A 17,372-nucleotide genomic window follows, 5' to 3' on the forward strand; every position below is an offset into this window, starting at 1 on the left:
ACAATGGCTACAGAGAGTGTGGAGGGTTTCCTCCCACTCTTTTTTATTTTCGTTTTTTTTATAAGAGGTATATAATTAGCATCAGGTACTAGGAGCAAATAAAAATTAAATCATATTTTTAAATTTTTATTTAATTCTGTATAATTAAGCTAATAGAAATATATCGAGGAGGAGAACCATGAAACGCGAAGAATTAATTGCACCTGAAAAGTATAATCTTGTTTCTGAAATGGAGTGTTTTGCTAAGGAACCGAAAAGAGTAGCATTAAAATGGGAAAATGAGGTAGGTGAAACAAAACAAGTTACTTATGAGAATCTAATGAAGCAGGCTAATCAAGCGGGAAATGTTTTCTCCCAATATGGTTTAAAAAGGGGCGATGTCGTTCTTATTATCGTTCCACGTCTTATAGAAGCATATGTCGTTTATTTGGCAGCTTTAAAAGCAGGCATGGTTGTAATTCCAAGCTCAGAAATGTTAAGGGAAAAAGACTTGCAGTACCGTATTACTCACGGTGATGTTAAAGCAGTAATAAGTTATTATCCATATGTTGATCAATTTGAACATATTACCGAAACACAACCTCTGATTAAATTTACGATTGGGGCAGAGGAAAAAGGCTGGATCCATCTGGATGCTGAAATGGAAAAAGCTAGTACCAAATTCGCGATTGCTGATACGAATAGCGATGATATGGCCTTTTTATCCTATACTTCTGGAACAACAGGCAATCCAAAAGGTGTTGTCCACACACATGGCTGGGCGTTTGCTCATTTAAAAACAGCGGCACCCAAATGGCTTTGTATTGAGGATGGAGATACGGTTTGGGCAACCGCAGGTCCTGGCTGGCAAAAATGGATTTGGAGTCCTTTCTTGTCCGTTCTTGGCTCCGGGGGTACGGGCTTAGTCTACAACGGAAAATTTGAACCGAAAAAGTATTTAAGTCTGCTCCAGAAATACGATGTCAACGTCCTCTGCTGTACGCCTACGGAATACCGGTTAATGGCAAAGGTTGACAACCTCGATGAATATCAATTGCCAAACCTGCATAGTGCAGTCTCCGCAGGTGAACCGCTTAATCGAGAGGTTATTGATATATTTAGGAAATATTTTCATATCGATGTCCGTGATGGCTACGGTCAAACAGAAAATACCTTACTTGTCGGTGTAACAAAAGGGATGGAATTGAAATCGGGTTCAATGGGTAAACCGACACCGGGGAACAGAGTAGAAATCATCAATGAAGAAGGTGAGGTTTGTTCCATCGGTGAAGTGGGCGATATTGCCGTCCATGTAGAAACACCAGCGTTATTCAAGAACTATTATAAAGATCCGGAAAGAACGGCAATGCAGTTCCGCGGTGATTATTATGTGACTGGCGATAAAGCCAAGATGGACGAAGAAGGCTATTTCTGGTTCGAAGGCCGCAGTGATGATATTATTATCAGCTCTGGCTACACGATTGGACCGTTTGAAGTAGAGGATGCGTTAGTTAAACATCCGTTTGTAAAAGAATGTGCGGTGGTGGCAAGCCCTGATGAAATTCGCGGTTTTATTGTTAAAGCGTTTGTGGTCTTAAAGGAGGAAGTCGACTCCACTGATCCTGACTTAACGAAAACCCTGCAGGATCATGTCAAAGCACTTACAGCACCATATAAATACCCAAGGAAAATCGAGTATTTGACCGAACTTCCAAAAACAACCTCGGGGAAAATTCGCCGGATTGAACTGCGACAAAAAGAAATGGAATCAGTGAAACAAGTATAATTATAAAATGAAGGCAGGCGGTATTACCGTCTGCTTGTTTATATAGGGTTCAAGTAAGCAGGGGAAAACTTAAATAAAAAAGGGGACAAGAGCATGGGGAAATTGTGGTATGGCGGAACGATTTATACGCTTGAAACCGAAACGGAAATGGTTGAGGCTGTTTTTACAGAAGGAGACCGAATTATAAAAACAGGGGAAAAAGCAAAATTAGAAGAAATTTTTATCGAAAGGATTACGGAACGAGTCGACCTAAAAGGCGCAACCATGTTTCCGGGCTTTGTCGATAGCCATATTCATTTAATTGGCCATGGTGAAAAGCTAATTCGGCTTGACCTTTCGGGATTAAATTCGAAAGAAGAGGTCCTTGCTGCAGTTCGAGAATATGCCGCGGATGTGAAACCGGGTGAATGGATTATTGGCGAAGGCTGGAATGAAAACCGCTGGGCGCGAAAAGAACTGATCCATCGACACGAATTGGATGAAATTTCTCCAGAAAATCCAGTCATGTTGAAGCGGGTCTGCCGGCATGCAATGGTGGTTAATTCAAAAGCACTTACATCCGCTGGGATTTCAGAAGAAACTGTTTGCCCTGCAGGCGGGGTGATTGAAAAAGATATCACAGGTGGATTAACAGGTCTGCTGAAAGATAAAGCCCAAGATTTTATTCAAGCAGCAATCCCGATTGTTTCAGAAGAATATTTGCAAAAATCAATGAGATCAGCAATTAGAGATCTATATCGCCTAGGCATTACCGGGGTCCACACAGAGGATTTAAACTATTACGGCGGGTTTCATCGTACATACAAGACGTTTAAAAAGGTAATCGAAGAAGAGGGACTAAGGTTCAGAGCCCACTTACTTGTTCATCATGAAGTCATTGATGACATGGTTTCAGGAGGAGCGAGCTTCTTATCGGGTAACGAATGGATCGAGTTCGGTGCGATGAAGATATTTGCTGATGGCTCCATTGGCGGAAGAACAGCACTATTAAGCCGTCCCTACAATGATGCACCAGAGACAAATGGGGTGGCCATTTTTAGTCAGGAAGAATTAAATGCCCTAGTCGCAAAGGCACGTGAAAATAACCTTCCAGTAGCAATTCACGCCATTGGTGATTTAGGATTTGAGTATGTCCTTAATGCGATCGAAGCACATCCACTTGCCGGACCTGGGAGGGACAGGCCGATACATGCCCAAATTTTACGGCAAGACCTTATTGAACGGGCCAAAAAACTCCCAGTTGTCCTTGATATCCAACCCGTATTTATGGCATCGGACTTTCCGTGGGTCATCGACCGGGTTGGAGAAGACAGATTAGAGTATTGCTACGCATGGAAGACATTATTGAAAGAAGGTCTCCGCTGTGCCGGGGGTTCCGATTCCCCGATTGAGCTGCCTAATCCGATGTTCGGTATCCACGCTGCGGTAACAAGGACAAATAGGAATGACCCTGAAGGAATGGTCTATGGTGAGAATCAGGCTTTAAGTGTTTATGAAGCGGTCAGTTTATTTACGAAAGGCAGTGCCTATGCAGCCTGTCATGAGGAGGACCGTGGAATGATTAAGGAAGGATTTTTGGCGGACTTTACCGTGCTGGAACAAGATATTTTTAAACTTCCTCCATCCGGTATTCCAACTGTTAATGCGGTGTTGACGGTCATCGGCGGAGATATTGTTTATAAAAAAGAGTAATCTGGAAACAAAAAAATCCCCTTATTAATCTGTTTCGCGTTATAATAGAAATTATTTCGAAACTAGAAAGAATAGAGGCTCGGGGACAGATGAAAAAAAATGAAACAAAGCTTGGGGCAATCCATGCCGGCTTTTCCTATTTGCTATGGGGACTATTGCCAATCTATTGGAAGCTATTAAACAATGTGGAGGCAAAAGAAATCCTTGCCAACCGCATTTTTTGGTCGTTCGTTTTTATGGTGGTCGTTCTGATTTTGACGAAAAAAGGGGAATTATGTTTACGAACAATTAAAGGCTTTGCGCAAAACAAAAAACAGCTTTATGCCCTTACTATTGCCTCCATTCTTATTAGCGCCAATTGGTTTACCTATATTTGGGCGGTAAATAACGGTCATATGATTGAGGCAAGTCTTGGCTATTATATTAATCCGCTTGTCAGTATTTTATTAGGAATGATTGTTCTAAAGGAGAAATTGTCCTTTTACCAATACATTTCCTTCATTTTAGCAGCTGTCGGAGTATTGGTTATTACCTTTTCCCATGGTAATTTTCCGTGGATTGCGATTATTCTCGCTCTTACCTTTGGAATATACGGGTTGGCTAAGAAGTTGATCAATGTGGATTCCTCAGTTGGTTTAACATTAGAAACACTTGTCGTGACGCCAATCGCGGCAATATATATACTAATCTTATTGTTTAACGGCTCAAGTTCCTTTTTAACTGCCGGTGCAGGAACGAATCTGCTATTAATAGGTGCTGGTGCCGCCACAGCCGTACCGCTCCTCTATTTTGCAAAGGGAGCGCAGAAGATTCCCTTATCATTACTGGGATTCCTGCAATATATTGCCCCAACCTTAACCTTACTTTTAGGGATATTTGTGTATAATGAACATTTTTCAAAGGTACAGCTATTATCGTTTATGTTCATTTGGTCGGCATTGGCAATCTATTCTCTTTCAAAAACAAAACTATTGTCTGCAAAAGAATTAAAATGGCGGAAAGAAAAACGTACTAGTATGTAAATAAAAAACCTTATCCACAACAACTGGATAAGGTTTTTTTGCCTACAGGAACGTTCTTTTAACTTTATCCCAGAAGGAATTATCCTTTAGTTTTAAAGTTTTGATTTTTTTATCTCTAATTTTTATCTTAATTTTATCAACACTGCGGATGCTAAGGGCTTCATTATCCATACCCATTGTCGGTTGATCATTGTCATCGGATATGACCTTAAGTGTTAGTGTCCGTTCACTGCCGACTATAAAGGACGTGCCAAGTGTCCGGTAAACGTTGTTGTTAACGGATGCAACCTCACTTACTTGCATACAGGAGAGGAGAGGGTCAACTATTGAGCCATTGACGGATTTATTATAAGCCGTACTCCCAGTCGGCGTAGCAATGACGAGGCCGTCGCCACGGAATGTTTCTAAATGGAGCTGGTCGACAAATACATCAATGACAAGTGTTTTAATAACGGACGAGCGAATACTGAAATCGTTTAAACACGAAAACGTACCTTGACCGTCAACAGAAACTTCAATTGTGGGATAGCGGCGGACCTCAGTCCGTTCGGTTGATGTAACCGCTTCAATCATCTTCGAGGTATCGCTGAGGAGAAAATCGCAATACATGCTTAAACTATTTCCTGTTGCAATCCCCACGTAAAGGCAATCATCGCGGAAACCAGTCATTCTAATAGCCTGGAGGAATGTTCCATCATCACCGATACTAGCAATGATATTCGCCTTACTATAATCAGAAACAATGGTAAAGCCATAGCGTTCTGCAATCTCGAAAAGAGGAGCAGCCTTTGCCAGTATGTCCGAATCACGCTTATGATAAAAATAAATATTTCGACGCATATCCATATTATGTACCCCCTGTAAAATGATAGAGAAAATCCCACTTATTTAACCATACCAGAAATAACTTTGGTAAAATAGTGATAGTCTGAAATTAGTTTAGCACTTTTTTCAAACAATATGAAATGAAGGATATTAATTTTAGACGGAGAAAAAGGGGGAATACATATGAATGGAAAACGCTGGGCCGCTCTTGGAATTGCGGCGGCATTATTTTTTGTCTCGATTTTAATTAATGTTTTATCTGCGGTTGCCTTTAAGGGGATTGAAACGGATTTCACCGATTTTATGAATAATTCAGAGCGGCCGTTCACTGAAGAAGTGGTCAAAAAGGGCAGCGAATTAAAGAAAATCGTCGTTCTCGATGTTGATGGTGTCATCCAAGACACCGGTGATGCTGGCTCTTTTTTGCAAAGCTCTGGATACAATCATCAGGATTTCATGAAAAAGCTGAATTATATTAAAGACGATGATAGCGTGAAAGGTGTCATTATCCGAGTCAATTCTCCAGGTGGCGGAGTAGTGGAAAGTGCAGAAATTCATGATAAATTAAAGGAAATTCAAAAGGATACGAAAAAGCCAGTTTATATCTCCATGGGCTCAATGGCTGCTTCAGGTGGATATTATATCTCAACTGCAGCGAATAAAATCTTTGCCAGCCCTGAAACATTAACAGGCTCTCTTGGAGTCATTATGGAAGGATATAATTACAAAGGCTTGGCAGATAAATACGGAGTTGATTTTGTCACGATAAAAAGCGGACCGTACAAAGACATTATGAGTCCGACGAGAAAAATGACGGATGAAGAACGACAAATTTTACAAAAAATGATTGATAATTCATACGAAGGATTTGTCAAAGTAATTGCAGAAGGTCGTCATTTAACGGTTGATAACGTCAAAAAAATCGCGGATGGCCGTGTATATGATGGCCGCCAAGCGAAGGATTTAAAACTCATCGATGATTATGGTTACTTAGATGATGTCATTGAGCGCATGAAAAAAGATGAGAAGCTGAAAGATGCGAAGGTCGTCCGTTATTCGCAGGATTTTGGGCTCGGCTCATTATTTAAAATCCAGACAAATAAATGGCTCGGTGAGAATGCTGAAATGGCTGGTCTAATGAAAATCCTTTCCAAGCCGAATTCACCCCGTCTAATGTATTTATATGCGGAATAAGGGGGGGCAGGCAAATGGAAACGAATGATCATCAAAACGGCTGGAATGACTCAAAGGACACAACGCCAAATTTGACGGACAATCAAACTGAGGCGTTAGAGGCTGTTGCTCTATCGCAAGGAAGGGCATCTATTGGACAGACTTGGCCGGTTCGGTATGCGGGTTTTTGGATGCGCTTTTGGGCGTATCTTCTCGATCTAATTGTTGTTGGCAGCATTGAACGGATATTGATTAAGCCGCTCTTTCGAGTGCTTGATATTTCTTTAACGGAATTCAACATGTTTGCCCCGATTTCTATCGCTTCAGCGGTTATCTTTTACTTATATTTTGTGCTGATGACGAAATACTTTAATCAAACACTTGGAAAAATGGTTTTTGGTTTAAAAGTAGTTGATTTGCGTAATGACAAATTGACATGGGGAACTTGTCTTTTTCGTGAATGGATTGGCCGGTTTATCTCGGCAACGGTCATCGTCGGGTATATCATTGTCGCCTTTTTACCGAAAAAGCAAGGTCTGCATGACCTCTTCACCGATACAACTGTGATCCATGTAGAACGCTAAAAATAGGACCTATCAACTACTAGTTGGTAGGTTTATTTTTTTCCTAAAAAAGGAATACTAGAAGGCTGAAAGGTTGTGAATAAAATTGTTTTGGCTGCTGCTTTCTATGTCGCTTCTAGTGTTCTTATTCATGCTAATTATTTTTACTAAACTAACGATTCTTGTAAATTATTATCATCATAACGACAATGATGATTTAAAAGTGGAGTTTAGAGTTTGGTTCGGGCTCATTAAATACAAAATCAATGTTCCATTAATCAAAATTGATGATGATTCTCCGAGCATCGTAGTGAAAAGTCATTCTAAAATGGGCGGGGGTCCCGCCAAGGATTCAAATCCTGAACATAAAGTAACCCAAGTCACCAAGAAAGATCTCCTGACTAATTTTATAAATGCGAAAGAATTGCTGCATCGGGTTTTTAATTTGCATGTCATTGTCAGGAAATTCTTTCAAAAGGTTACGATAAAAAAAATAGAATGGCAATCCCTGATTGGGGTGGGGGATGCCGCTTATACTGGAATGGCAGCTGGAGCATTATGGGCGATAAAAGGCGGTATAACAGGACTCCTCAGCCACTATTTAAAACTTAAAGCAACACCGAAAATTTCAATTACTCCCCATTTTCAAGCGGCCATTATTCAGACCCGGTTAACATGTATTTTTCAGTTTCGTATCGGGCATGCTATACTCGCAGGTTTAAAACTGATGAAATTCTGGAAGGGCGGGAAACCGCACTTTAAAAGTAAAACAGATTTTTCAAATGAAAAAACGAAATCGATTTGAAAGAGGAGGAAATAGCCATGTCTAACCATCCAATTCAGGGTTTGATGACAACTGCAATGGAAAGCTTGAAAGAAATGATTGATGTCAATACCATCATTGGGGATCCGGTTGAAACCCCAGACGGAAGTGTCATTTTGACAGTGTCTAAGGTTGGCTTTGGATTTGCAGCAGGAGGCAGTGAGTTCAATTCCGGTGGTTCCCAATCGCAGGGCCAGTCTCAAGGCCAAGGTCAAAGTCAAAGTCAAAGTCAAAGTCAAGGTCAAGGTCAAGGTCAAGGGCAAAGCCAGGGGCAGTCAATGCTTCCATTTGGTGGTGGTAGTGGGGGCGGAGTTTCAATTACCCCAATCGCCTTTTTAATTGTTAACTCACACGGTGTCAAAATGCTTCATTTAGATGAGAGTACACATTTGTATGAGAAAATTTTAGAGCTCGCCCCACAAGCGGTAGATAAAATCCAGCAAATGTTCTCGAAGAAAGACCAAGGCAGCCAACAGCAAACTCAACAGCATCAACAGAAAATTGATCTTGATATTTAAATAAAAGGTTAATCTTCCGCCAATTGGGAGGATTAACTTTTTTATTGGAAGGATGTAAGAGTTCAATTAATTGCAAATTGGGCTTTGAAAAGATATATTTACACTGTACATACTTAAAGTCAAAATAGCGAAGAACTTTTTAGCTTTACGACGACAAAGGAGGATGTTAGAATGGCAAATGTTACATTTAAGGGAAATGCTATTACGTTACTGGGCAATGAAGTGAAGGTTGGCGACAAAGCGCCAAATTTCACTGTCTTGGCAAATGATTTATCGGAAGTTACTTTAGACTCTACTAAGGGGCAGGTACGGTTAATTACTTCCGTGCCATCATTAGATACTGGAGTATGTGATGCGGAAACCCGCCGCTTTAATGAAGAAGCTAACTCACTCGGAAGTGTGAAAATCTTAACAGTCAGCGTTGACCTGCCATTTGCACAAAAACGCTGGTGTGCAGCAAGCGGCATCGAAAACGTGCAAACATTATCTGATCACCGCGACCTTTCCTTTGGTGAAGCATACGGGGTTGCTATTCAGGAATTAAGACTATTAGCGCGTGCTGTATTTGTTGTAGATTCGAACGATACTGTCACATATGTGGAGTATGTTAGTGAAGCAACAAACCACCCGAACTACGAAGCAGCCTTAGAAGCGGCTAAATCAGCAAAATAATCTTATAATCCAGAAGGCCTCGTCATAGGCGAGGCCTTCTTAGTTGTTTTATACTTTTTAAATATGATAAATGATGGGAGTAGAGAAATGATTGTTTCTCCAGTAGAAGAGTTATTTACGCTATTTAATGAAACGGCCCTTATTTTACAAGAGGAATTGTCCTGCAACTATCTTGAGGCACTTGCCGAAACTGGTGAGAATCTATTTCAAGGTTCAATCCTTCAAGAAGAGTTAAGTGAATTAACGGCAAAAAGACTGAAAAAACAATACGAAGAGATTCATTTAGAAAAGTATTCGAATGAAGATATCCGCAAGGCATACCAGCTAGTGATTTTAAAAGGGATGAAAGAAAATGTTCAGCCTAATCATCAAATGACACCAGATTCAGTTGGGATGCTTGTAGGCTATTTAGTAGAGAGATTTATGAGCCAGCCATCCTTCCGCTTGCTAGATCCTGCAGTGGGGACGGGGAATTTATTAACAACGGTTTTAAATCACATACATAAAGAGGTATCATCCATCGGTGTTGAGATTGATGACATTCTGATAAAACTAGCCTATGTTAACGCGAATTTACAGGAACATCCTGTACAGCTATTTAATCAGGATGGCTTGGAGCCATTATTTATCGATCCGGTTGATGTCGTGATCGCGGATTTGCCAGTTGGCTTTTATCCGAACGATGTCAGGGCTTCAGATTATCAATTAAAGGCGAGTGTGGGTCACTCTTATTCACACCATTTATTTATTGAGCAAAGTGTCAGGGCTGCCGTGCCTGGAGGTTACTTGTTCTTCATTATCCCGAGCGGTTTATTTGAAAGTGAGCAGGCAGCCCAACTTCATGAATTTATCAAGGAAAAGGCCATCATCCAGGGACTTCTCCAATTACCAGCAAGCATGTTTAAGACCAACAGCTCAGCTAAGAGTATTTTTATTTTGCAAAAAAAGGGCGAAGGGGTTCAGCCTCCAAAGCAAGCTTTACTCGTGAAATTGCCGAAATTATCAAATGCAGTTGAGATGGATAAAATTCTAGCTCAAATGGATAAATGGTTCCAGGAAAATAAAGGATAAAACTAGCTTAAATTTCTAGTTTTATCCTTTTTTATTTTTATAATAATTTTGAATATATTTACATTTATACTGAAACCGCTCCCAAGTGAGTTATTCCTTGAAATGTTCTCAGTACAATGATTAAATGAGAAATTGAGGGAAATAAACAAGGTCGGTTTGCGCAAAATAAGCTTGTACTACATATAATCCGAATTGAATCGACGTTGTTATATAAAAGGAGCGGTTGCAGAGATGGCAAAAATTATTGCAATTAATGCGGGAAGTTCTTCACTAAAGTTTCAATTATTTGAAATGCCAAGCGAAGAAGTTATTACAAAGGGACTAATCGAAAGAATTGGTCTGAAGGATTCTGTATTTACGATTACTGCGGGTGGTGAAAAAGTCCAAGAGATCATTGATATCCCAGACCATGAAGTAGCGGTAAAAATGCTCTTAGATAAACTAACTACCTTAGGCATTATAAAGTCTTTGGACGAGATTGTAGGAATTGGCCATCGTGTTGTCCACGGTGGAGAAACATTTACCGACTCTGTTCTCATAACTGAAGCTGTTTTAAATAAAATTGACGAATTATCTGAACTTGCTCCGTTACATAACCCGGCAAATGTTACGGGTATTAAGGCATTCATGGATGTGCTTCCGAATGTACCGGCAATTGCAGTTTTCGATACAGCCTTCCATCAGACGATGCCGGAAAGTTCTTTTCTATATAGTCTTCCGTATCAATACTATAAGGAATATGGGATTCGAAAGTATGGCTTCCATGGAACAAGCCATAAATATGTTTCTCAGCGTGCAGCGGAATTATTGGGACGCCCGGTTGAACAGCTGCGTTTAATCTCCTGTCACCTTGGAAATGGAGCTAGTATTGCTGCCATTGAAGGCGGAAAGTCGATTGATACCTCGATGGGCTTTACACCGCTTGCGGGGGTAACAATGGGTACTCGTTCAGGAAATATTGACCCGGCACTCATTCCATATATTATGGAAAAAACCGGTAAGAATGCAGATGAAGTCCTTGATGTTTTAAATAAAAAGAGCGGTATGTTAGCTGTTTCTGGTTTTTCAAGTGATTTACGTGATATTGAAATTGAAGCGAAAAAAGGAAATGAGCGGGCGCAGCTGGCGTTAGATGTGTTTGCAAACCGTATTCATAAATATATTGGTTCATATGCTTCTAGAATGTTTGGTGTCGATGCAATTATTTTCACGGCCGGAATTGGTGAAAATAGCGACACAATCAGGGAAAATGTCTTAAAGGGCCTTGAATTTATGGGCGTGTATTGGGACCCAGCTCTTAATAAAGTAAGAGGAGAGGAAGCATTTATCAACTATCCTCACTCACCGGTTAAAGTCATTGTTATTCCAACAAATGAGGAAGTTATGATTGCACGTGATGTAGTCCGCTTGGCAGAAACTCATTAATTATAACCTAAGGCAAAAGCTGATATAATGGCTTTTGCCTTTTTAACGTTCTATTTCCTGTGATATACTGGAAATAGAAGCGTTGAAGGAGGGGCCCAGATGCCATTGACAGACCGGGAAACGAAAGTTTTGAATGGAATACGGGATTGGGAGAGGAACTTGCTCAATTATGAGGCGAACGACTTTCAATTAACATATGAAAAAAATTTGGAACGTTCATTTATGTTATTACCTGAAAAGGTTCAGCAACAATTTTTTTCTGTCATGGATAGCTGGCTGTTTCATCTACATAGTTTAATCCAAGGCTCACAGCTTCAAATGGACGCAAAGGAAAGAATTCTAGCCTCGGGGAGAATTTTTCGAGAGGATATAGAAAAAATAACAGACTTAAAGCAACTGGACATCAACCAGTTACAATACATAGCAGAGCAGCAAATCGCAAGGCATCGTCTTTATTCCTTTGCTCAAGGCGGTCTTTCGGGTACGGGTGGAACGCTGCTTTTAGGTGCAGATATTCCGGCAATGGCAGTAATTAATTTAAGGATTGTGCAATTAATTGCAATGACCTATGGTTTTGAGGTGAATACTCCATTTGAAATGATGACATCTTTAAAGGTATTCCATACCGCAACATTGCCGGCGCGGATTAAAAAAGCAGGATGGGCGTCCTTAATGGCTGAACTGGAAGCGAACGATGAATATTATTTTTACGAAGGTAATGAGGAGATTATTGATATCTCGTGGCTGGAGCAGCCTATTCAGCAGCTTTTAAAAGCAATGGTAATAATATTGTTCCGAAAAAAAGTCATTCAAGGAATTCCGCTAGTCAGCATGGCGATTGGCGCTGGAGCAAATTATCAATTAACAAGAAAAGTAACGGAGCTCGCCCATAAATATTACCAGCTTCGCTACCTTAAAGAAAAAGAGGAGTTTTAATAATGAGCACGCATGAGCATAAAAATGTTGCACCTAAAACGGTTAATTGCAAAGTCATTACAGTCAGCGATACGAGAAATCAGGAAACAGATAAAAGCGGCAGACTGATGATCGAGCTGCTGGAACAAGCAGGGCATAGAGTTGTTGATTATGTCATTGTCATCGATGAAGCTGAACCGATTCAAAGTGAAATAGAAAAGGGATGCGGACGAGCGGATATTGATGTCATCCTCACAAATGGCGGCACGGGGATTGCCAAGCGTGATGTAACGATTGAATCTGTTCAAAGCCTGCTTGAGAAAGAAATCGTTGGCTTTGGTGAAATATTCAGGATGCTGAGCTATCAAGAGGACATTGGGTCGGCCGCGATTCTCTCGAGGGCCATTGCCGGAGTTGTCAAAAATAAAGCAGTATTCTCAACGCCTGGTTCATCCGGTGCGGTGAAACTGGCAATGAATAAATTAATTTTGCCGGAAATTGGTCATGTGGTGAGAGAAATCAAAAAAGATCTATAAAGTAAAAACTCCCAATCACGGGAGTTTTTTAATGGTGGACTTTTTCCGAAAGGGTCTGGTTCGCACGGTACCAAAGCCAAAGGTCATTAATAATGGAGGCCAGTTCTGCTATTTCCGTGTTCAATTGACAGGAACGAGTGAAATTATTTTCATCTGATAGCTGGGCTTGCTTATGATTAATTTCCTTTTCAAGCTCAAAAATTCGGTCGGGAATAGAACCGCGGATTTGTTCCCAATGAAACAGAATCTCTTGTTGAGTATCTTTACTGTAATCGTTCCATTCTTCGGTCAAATCGGGCAGAAAAATGCCCAGACGCTGATCGAAAGAAAAATGTTCTTTCATAATTTCCTCCAAGATTTAAAAGTTATTTACTATTTTACTACACATTGAAGGTCCATTCACGCTAAACCTTTTAATTCGGGTGAAATAAGAAGCACGGAGCTGATTGGCTCCGTGCTTTCCATTATGAATTTTTTTCTGTCCTGACAACCAGAACATCACATGGTGCATAGCGAGTGATATGTTCTGAGACACTGCCAATAAAGATTCTTTCCACCATATTCATTCCGGTCGCACCGCAGATAATTAAATCAATCTTATGCTTTTTAGCCAGCTCTCTAGGGATTCTTACTTTAGGAGAACCAAAGTCAATTTCATATTGAACTTCCGGAATACCTGCATTTTTCGCTTGCAATTGATAATTCTCGAGCATATCTTTTGCCAGCTTTTCTGCCCTGTCACCAATGACTGTGTCATAGGCATCAATAAGGGCAAATGACCTTACATCAATCACATGGACTAACAGCAATTTCGCATTATTTCTTTTTGCAATTTCAATCCCTTTTTTAAAAGCCCAATCTGCTTCCTTCGATCCATCAATTGCGACTAAAATATTCCGATATTTGAGTCCCATGATATCATCTCCTTACCTTAATTATACAATATTTAACAACGTATAATTGTTTCAATTTTTCGAACAATAATGAGGTAGCTTAGTGTGGAAAGGAGATTTATCGATCGTGAAACGAGAGCCGAATAATAAGTTTACATTTGATTTTGATGAACAAGGTACAAACGAAGTGAGCCAGCAAATTATGGATTCGTATAATAGTGGTTTCATTGGTGAAGGAACTGCGTTGGCTGACAGTGACGATACCGCTGCAGCTGAAGGATAGGAACTAATTTAAATAGTAGAGTATCCGGCTGTCCTAAACATGGGGACAGCCTTTTATTGGTTATGGCTTTTTCATTTAAGTTAAAAACTTTGGAATTACTTCTTTCTTTGATAAAATGTAAATGTTTACAATAATTTTTGGAGGTAAGCGCATGCGGATCGGAGTACCTAAAGAAATTAAAAATAATGAAAACCGAGTTGCTATGACACCAGCTGGAGTGGTTAATCTTGTGAAATTTGGCCACGAGGTTTTTATTGAAAAAGGTGCCGGACTTGGCTCTGGATTTACAGATGAGGATTATAGTTCTGCCGGTGCGAAACTGGCAGCAACCGCAAAAGAGGCCTGGTCCATGGAAATGGTTATGAAGGTAAAAGAACCTCTTCCTAGCGAATATCAATATTTCCGTGAAGGGTTAATATTATTTACATATTTACATTTAGCACCTGAACCGGAATTAACAAAAGCCTTAATCGATAATAAGGTTGTAGGGATTGCTTATGAAACAGTACAGTTAACTAATCGAAGTCTGCCATTATTGACACCAATGAGTGAAGTAGCCGGAAGGATGGCTGCTCAAATTGGCGCGCAATTTCTTGAAAAGGTTCATGGAGGTATGGGGATTCTTCTTTCTGGTGTCCCGGGCGTACAAAGAGGAAAAGTTACCATCATTGGCGGCGGTGTGGCCGGTACCAATGCAGCCAAAATGGCAATTGGCTTAGGGGCAAAAGTAACGATTATTGATTTAAATCCAGACCGTCTTCGTCAATTGGATGATATTTTCGGCTCTGATGTGACGACATTAATGTCAAATCCTTATAATATTGCCGAAGCTGTAAAGGAATCGGATTTGGTTATTGGTGCTGTGCTGATTCCGGGAGCGAAGGCGCCGAAGCTTGTCAGCGAAGAAATGATTCAATCGATGAAACCAGGCAGCGTGGTCGTTGATATCGCCATCGATCAGGGGGGGATTTTTAAAACGACTGACCGGATTACCACACACGATAATCCAACATATGTGAAGCATGGCGTTGTTCATTACGCAGTAGCGAATATGCCTGGTGCAGTGCCAAGAACTTCCACGTTTGCGTTAACAAATGTGACCGTCCCATATGCCGTCGACATTGCTAATAAAGGCTATAAAAAGGCGTGTTTGGATAATGAGGCCCTGTTAAAAGGAATTAATACCCTTGACGGCTATGTTACCTACCAAGCAGTCGCGGAAGCACATGGAGTGGAATTTAAAGATACGAAATTATTGCTTGAAAAATAAAAAAGTTATTTTCTCTAGGGAAAAACTGTCCTCATGACCGCTTCATGAGGACAGTTTCCAAGGATATAACGCATGTTTTGTCCTCATGACTGCTTCATGTGGACGGTTTCCAAGGATTTCACGCATGATTTGTCCTCATGGCTGCTTCATGAGGACAGATTCCAAGGATTTCACGCATGTTTTGTCCTCATGGCTGCTTCATGAGGACGGTTTCCAAGGATTTCATGCATGTTCTGTCCTCATGACCGCTTCATGAGGACAGTTTCCATTCAAAAAAACAAAACCAGCTCCCCGAAAGGAACTGGCTGGAAACTCATTATGTAAGCCGCATTTGCCGTAGAAATATAAGAAAGTTTTAAACCACCACTCCTCAAAGTGGGTGTTTTCAGAAACTTTTCTGCTTGTCCTCCATGTCCTATAGACAGAGGCCTGTCATTCCAGCTTCGATGGTTAAACTCCCTATTACAGCTTAAAGGTTAAAACTTTATTATGATTACGTACAACGCAGCTTGTATTTGTATATTACACCATTACGCATGAAAGTTCAATGTAAAAAAGAACCAAATGAGCCTACTTGATGATCTGTAATTCTTTTGGGAATTTGGTTAAAACTTTGGCACCATCTGCCGTGATAAATAGATCATCCTCAATGCGGACACCAGCAACTTCAGGGACATAAATTCCCGGTTCAATCGTGTACACCATGCCTTCCTCAATAAGCAGCTGGTTTGTCTCTGTCAATGATGGAAACTCATGTACACCAATTCCGAGTCCATGACCGAGGCGGTGAGGGAAATAGTCGCTATATCCTGCTTCTGCAATAATTCGGCGTGCAGTGAGATCGACTTCGGCAGCGGTAACACCAGGCTTGCTTGCTTCAATGGCTGCGAGCTGCGCTTTTAGAACCGTATCGTAAATTTCTTTTTGTTTATCATTAATGTCCCCGTAGGCAACCGTTCTCGTGATATCAGAACAATAGCGGTCGACAACAACACCTAGATCGAATAAAACGAGATCACCCTTTTTAATTTTTGTTTCCCCAGGGTTGCCGTGCGGAGAAGCAGCGTTTGCTCCGGTCAACACCATTGTCGAAAACGACATTTCAGTCACACCCTTTTGCTTTAGGGCGTACTCTAAGGCGTTTAGGACTTCAAGCTCTGTTTTGCCTTCCTTGATCTCACTTGCACCGAATTCCACGGCATAATCAGCAAGGGCACAAGCTTCTTCAATGACTTTTAATTCTTTAGCATCCTTGATCATCCGCAACAGTCTTACTTTTTCTTCAGCTGAAACAAAAGCGGCTTTAGGGAATAACTGTGAAAGCTGTTCATAGCGTTCGACATTCATATGCTCTTTCTCGATAGCAGCTTTGGAAACAGCCTTGATTCTTTTATTAATTGCATGTTCGATCATTTCCCACGGATTTTCAATATCGCTATAACCGAGGATTTCATGCTCCCAGCCGGAACGTTTAGCATCATGCACTTCCATTGCCGGACAAACCAGGAACGGTTCCTCCTCTTGAAAAACAGCTAGCGCAAGTAATCGTTCATGCGGGTCGGTATAATAACCGCTTAAATAAAATACGTTTTCGGAAGAAGTAAGAAAGCTAACTTCAATCTCATTTTCCTTCATCCACGTTTGAAGCTTTACTAATCGCTGATTCATGTTTAGTGGCCCCCATTTTTAAAAATCAATTCCAATTTGAGAGTATCAATATTCATTTCAATTGTAAACTAACACAACTTAGCATGTGCTAATACCTGCATCTTATGGGTATATATGAGGAAGGAATTTCAAAAGTTTTATGGAATTATTTATTATTACAATTGCTTTGTTAAAGAACATTGTTGATTTTGAGCACAATGTTGATTGGAGTGGAAGGCGCGAGACTCCTGCGGGAGCAGCGGGACAGGTGAGACCCCG

Annotated in this window: 18 protein-coding genes and 1 other RNA gene; 14 read left to right on the forward strand and 5 right to left on the reverse strand. The window is 40.6% G+C overall.

Annotation, left to right across the window (positions count from 1 at the left end):
- Positions 1–178: 178 nt before the first annotated feature.
- The 3 genes from mbcS to rarD all read left to right on the forward strand — a co-directional run bounded on the left by mbcS (position 179) and on the right by rarD (position 4,479).
- On the forward strand, positions 179–1,765 hold the full coding sequence (gene mbcS, locus ACFVSW_RS19770; protein WP_387318324.1) for an acyl-CoA synthetase MbcS: 1,587 nt from the start codon (positions 179–181) through the stop codon (positions 1,763–1,765).
- A gap of 93 nt (positions 1,766–1,858) precedes the next feature.
- A complete protein-coding gene (locus ACFVSW_RS19775) occupies positions 1,859–3,457 on the forward strand; it encodes an amidohydrolase (RefSeq protein WP_387318325.1) in 1,599 nt (532 codons plus the stop codon).
- 89 nt (positions 3,458–3,546) lie between these two features.
- Complete coding sequence (rarD, locus tag ACFVSW_RS19780) at positions 3,547–4,479, forward strand: EamA family transporter RarD (protein WP_387318326.1); 933 nt, start codon at positions 3,547–3,549, stop codon at positions 4,477–4,479.
- A gap of 42 nt (positions 4,480–4,521) precedes the next feature.
- Here rarD and ACFVSW_RS19785 read toward each other — a convergent pair whose 3' ends face one another.
- Positions 4,522–5,325: an NAD kinase gene (locus ACFVSW_RS19785; RefSeq protein WP_387318327.1), complete on the reverse strand. Its 804-nt coding sequence runs from the start codon at positions 5,323–5,325 to the stop codon at positions 4,522–4,524.
- Positions 5,326–5,487: 162 nt separating this feature from the next.
- On the opposite strand from ACFVSW_RS19785, the gene sppA reads away from it, so the two are divergent.
- The 9 genes from sppA to ACFVSW_RS19830 all read left to right on the forward strand — a co-directional run bounded on the left by sppA (position 5,488) and on the right by ACFVSW_RS19830 (position 13,000).
- Entirely contained in the window at positions 5,488–6,498 is a 1,011-nt protein-coding gene (sppA, locus tag ACFVSW_RS19790; protein WP_387318328.1) for a signal peptide peptidase SppA, read from the forward strand.
- Positions 6,499–6,512: 14 nt separating this feature from the next.
- Complete coding sequence (locus tag ACFVSW_RS19795) at positions 6,513–7,061, forward strand: RDD family protein (protein ID WP_387318329.1); 549 nt, start codon at positions 6,513–6,515, stop codon at positions 7,059–7,061.
- Positions 7,062–7,146: 85 nt separating this feature from the next.
- Positions 7,147–7,845, forward strand: a complete 699-nt coding sequence (locus ACFVSW_RS19800) for a DUF2953 domain-containing protein (RefSeq protein WP_387318330.1) — start codon at positions 7,147–7,149, stop codon at positions 7,843–7,845.
- A gap of 17 nt (positions 7,846–7,862) precedes the next feature.
- Complete coding sequence (ytfJ, locus tag ACFVSW_RS19805) at positions 7,863–8,381, forward strand: GerW family sporulation protein (RefSeq protein ID WP_387318331.1); 519 nt, start codon at positions 7,863–7,865, stop codon at positions 8,379–8,381.
- Positions 8,382–8,552: 171 nt separating this feature from the next.
- On the forward strand, positions 8,553–9,053 hold the full coding sequence (tpx, locus tag ACFVSW_RS19810) for a thiol peroxidase (protein WP_387318332.1): 501 nt from the start codon (positions 8,553–8,555) through the stop codon (positions 9,051–9,053).
- An 87-nt stretch (positions 9,054–9,140) separates the two neighbouring features.
- Complete coding sequence (locus tag ACFVSW_RS19815; protein ID WP_387318333.1) at positions 9,141–10,124, forward strand: class I SAM-dependent methyltransferase; 984 nt, start codon at positions 9,141–9,143, stop codon at positions 10,122–10,124.
- 231 nt (positions 10,125–10,355) lie between these two features.
- The gene (locus ACFVSW_RS19820) at positions 10,356–11,549 is read left to right on the forward strand and encodes an acetate kinase (protein WP_387318334.1); all 1,194 of its coding nucleotides are present in this window, start codon (positions 10,356–10,358) and stop codon (positions 11,547–11,549) included.
- A gap of 99 nt (positions 11,550–11,648) precedes the next feature.
- Positions 11,649–12,485: an EcsC family protein gene (locus tag ACFVSW_RS19825; RefSeq protein ID WP_387318335.1), complete on the forward strand. Its 837-nt coding sequence runs from the start codon at positions 11,649–11,651 to the stop codon at positions 12,483–12,485.
- A gap of 2 nt (positions 12,486–12,487) precedes the next feature.
- Positions 12,488–13,000, forward strand: a complete 513-nt coding sequence (locus ACFVSW_RS19830; RefSeq protein WP_387318336.1) for a MogA/MoaB family molybdenum cofactor biosynthesis protein — start codon at positions 12,488–12,490, stop codon at positions 12,998–13,000.
- Positions 13,001–13,028: 28 nt separating this feature from the next.
- Here the strand turns inward: ACFVSW_RS19830 and ACFVSW_RS19835 are convergent, their stop codons facing one another.
- Complete coding sequence (locus ACFVSW_RS19835; protein WP_387318337.1) at positions 13,029–13,343, reverse strand: hypothetical protein; 315 nt, start codon at positions 13,341–13,343, stop codon at positions 13,029–13,031.
- A gap of 121 nt (positions 13,344–13,464) precedes the next feature.
- Positions 13,465–13,914, reverse strand: a complete 450-nt coding sequence (locus ACFVSW_RS19840; RefSeq protein WP_387318338.1) for a universal stress protein — start codon at positions 13,912–13,914, stop codon at positions 13,465–13,467.
- A gap of 82 nt (positions 13,915–13,996) precedes the next feature.
- Here ACFVSW_RS19840 and ACFVSW_RS19845 point away from each other — a divergent pair, with 82 nt between their 5' ends.
- Both ACFVSW_RS19845 and ald read left to right on the forward strand, forming a co-directional pair.
- Positions 13,997–14,176, forward strand: a complete 180-nt coding sequence (locus tag ACFVSW_RS19845; protein ID WP_387318339.1) for a hypothetical protein — start codon at positions 13,997–13,999, stop codon at positions 14,174–14,176.
- Positions 14,177–14,327: 151 nt separating this feature from the next.
- Positions 14,328–15,446 (forward strand): alanine dehydrogenase, encoded by a 1,119-nt coding sequence (gene ald / locus ACFVSW_RS19850; protein WP_387318340.1) that lies wholly within the window; start codon positions 14,328–14,330, stop codon positions 15,444–15,446.
- Positions 15,447–15,764: 318 nt separating this feature from the next.
- Here ald and ssrS read toward each other — a convergent pair.
- Both ssrS and ACFVSW_RS19860 read right to left on the reverse strand, forming a co-directional pair.
- Positions 15,765–15,960: non-coding RNA, 6S RNA (gene ssrS / locus ACFVSW_RS19855), on the reverse strand.
- A gap of 56 nt (positions 15,961–16,016) precedes the next feature.
- Positions 16,017–17,114, reverse strand: coding sequence for a M24 family metallopeptidase (locus ACFVSW_RS19860; protein ID WP_387318341.1), 1,098 nt, complete (start codon positions 17,112–17,114; stop codon positions 16,017–16,019).
- Positions 17,115–17,372: the final 258 nt, after the last annotated feature.

It is taken from the genome of Neobacillus sp. NPDC058068, assembly GCF_042885335.1.
Lineage (GTDB): Bacteria > Bacillota > Bacilli > Bacillales > Cytobacillaceae > Neobacillus.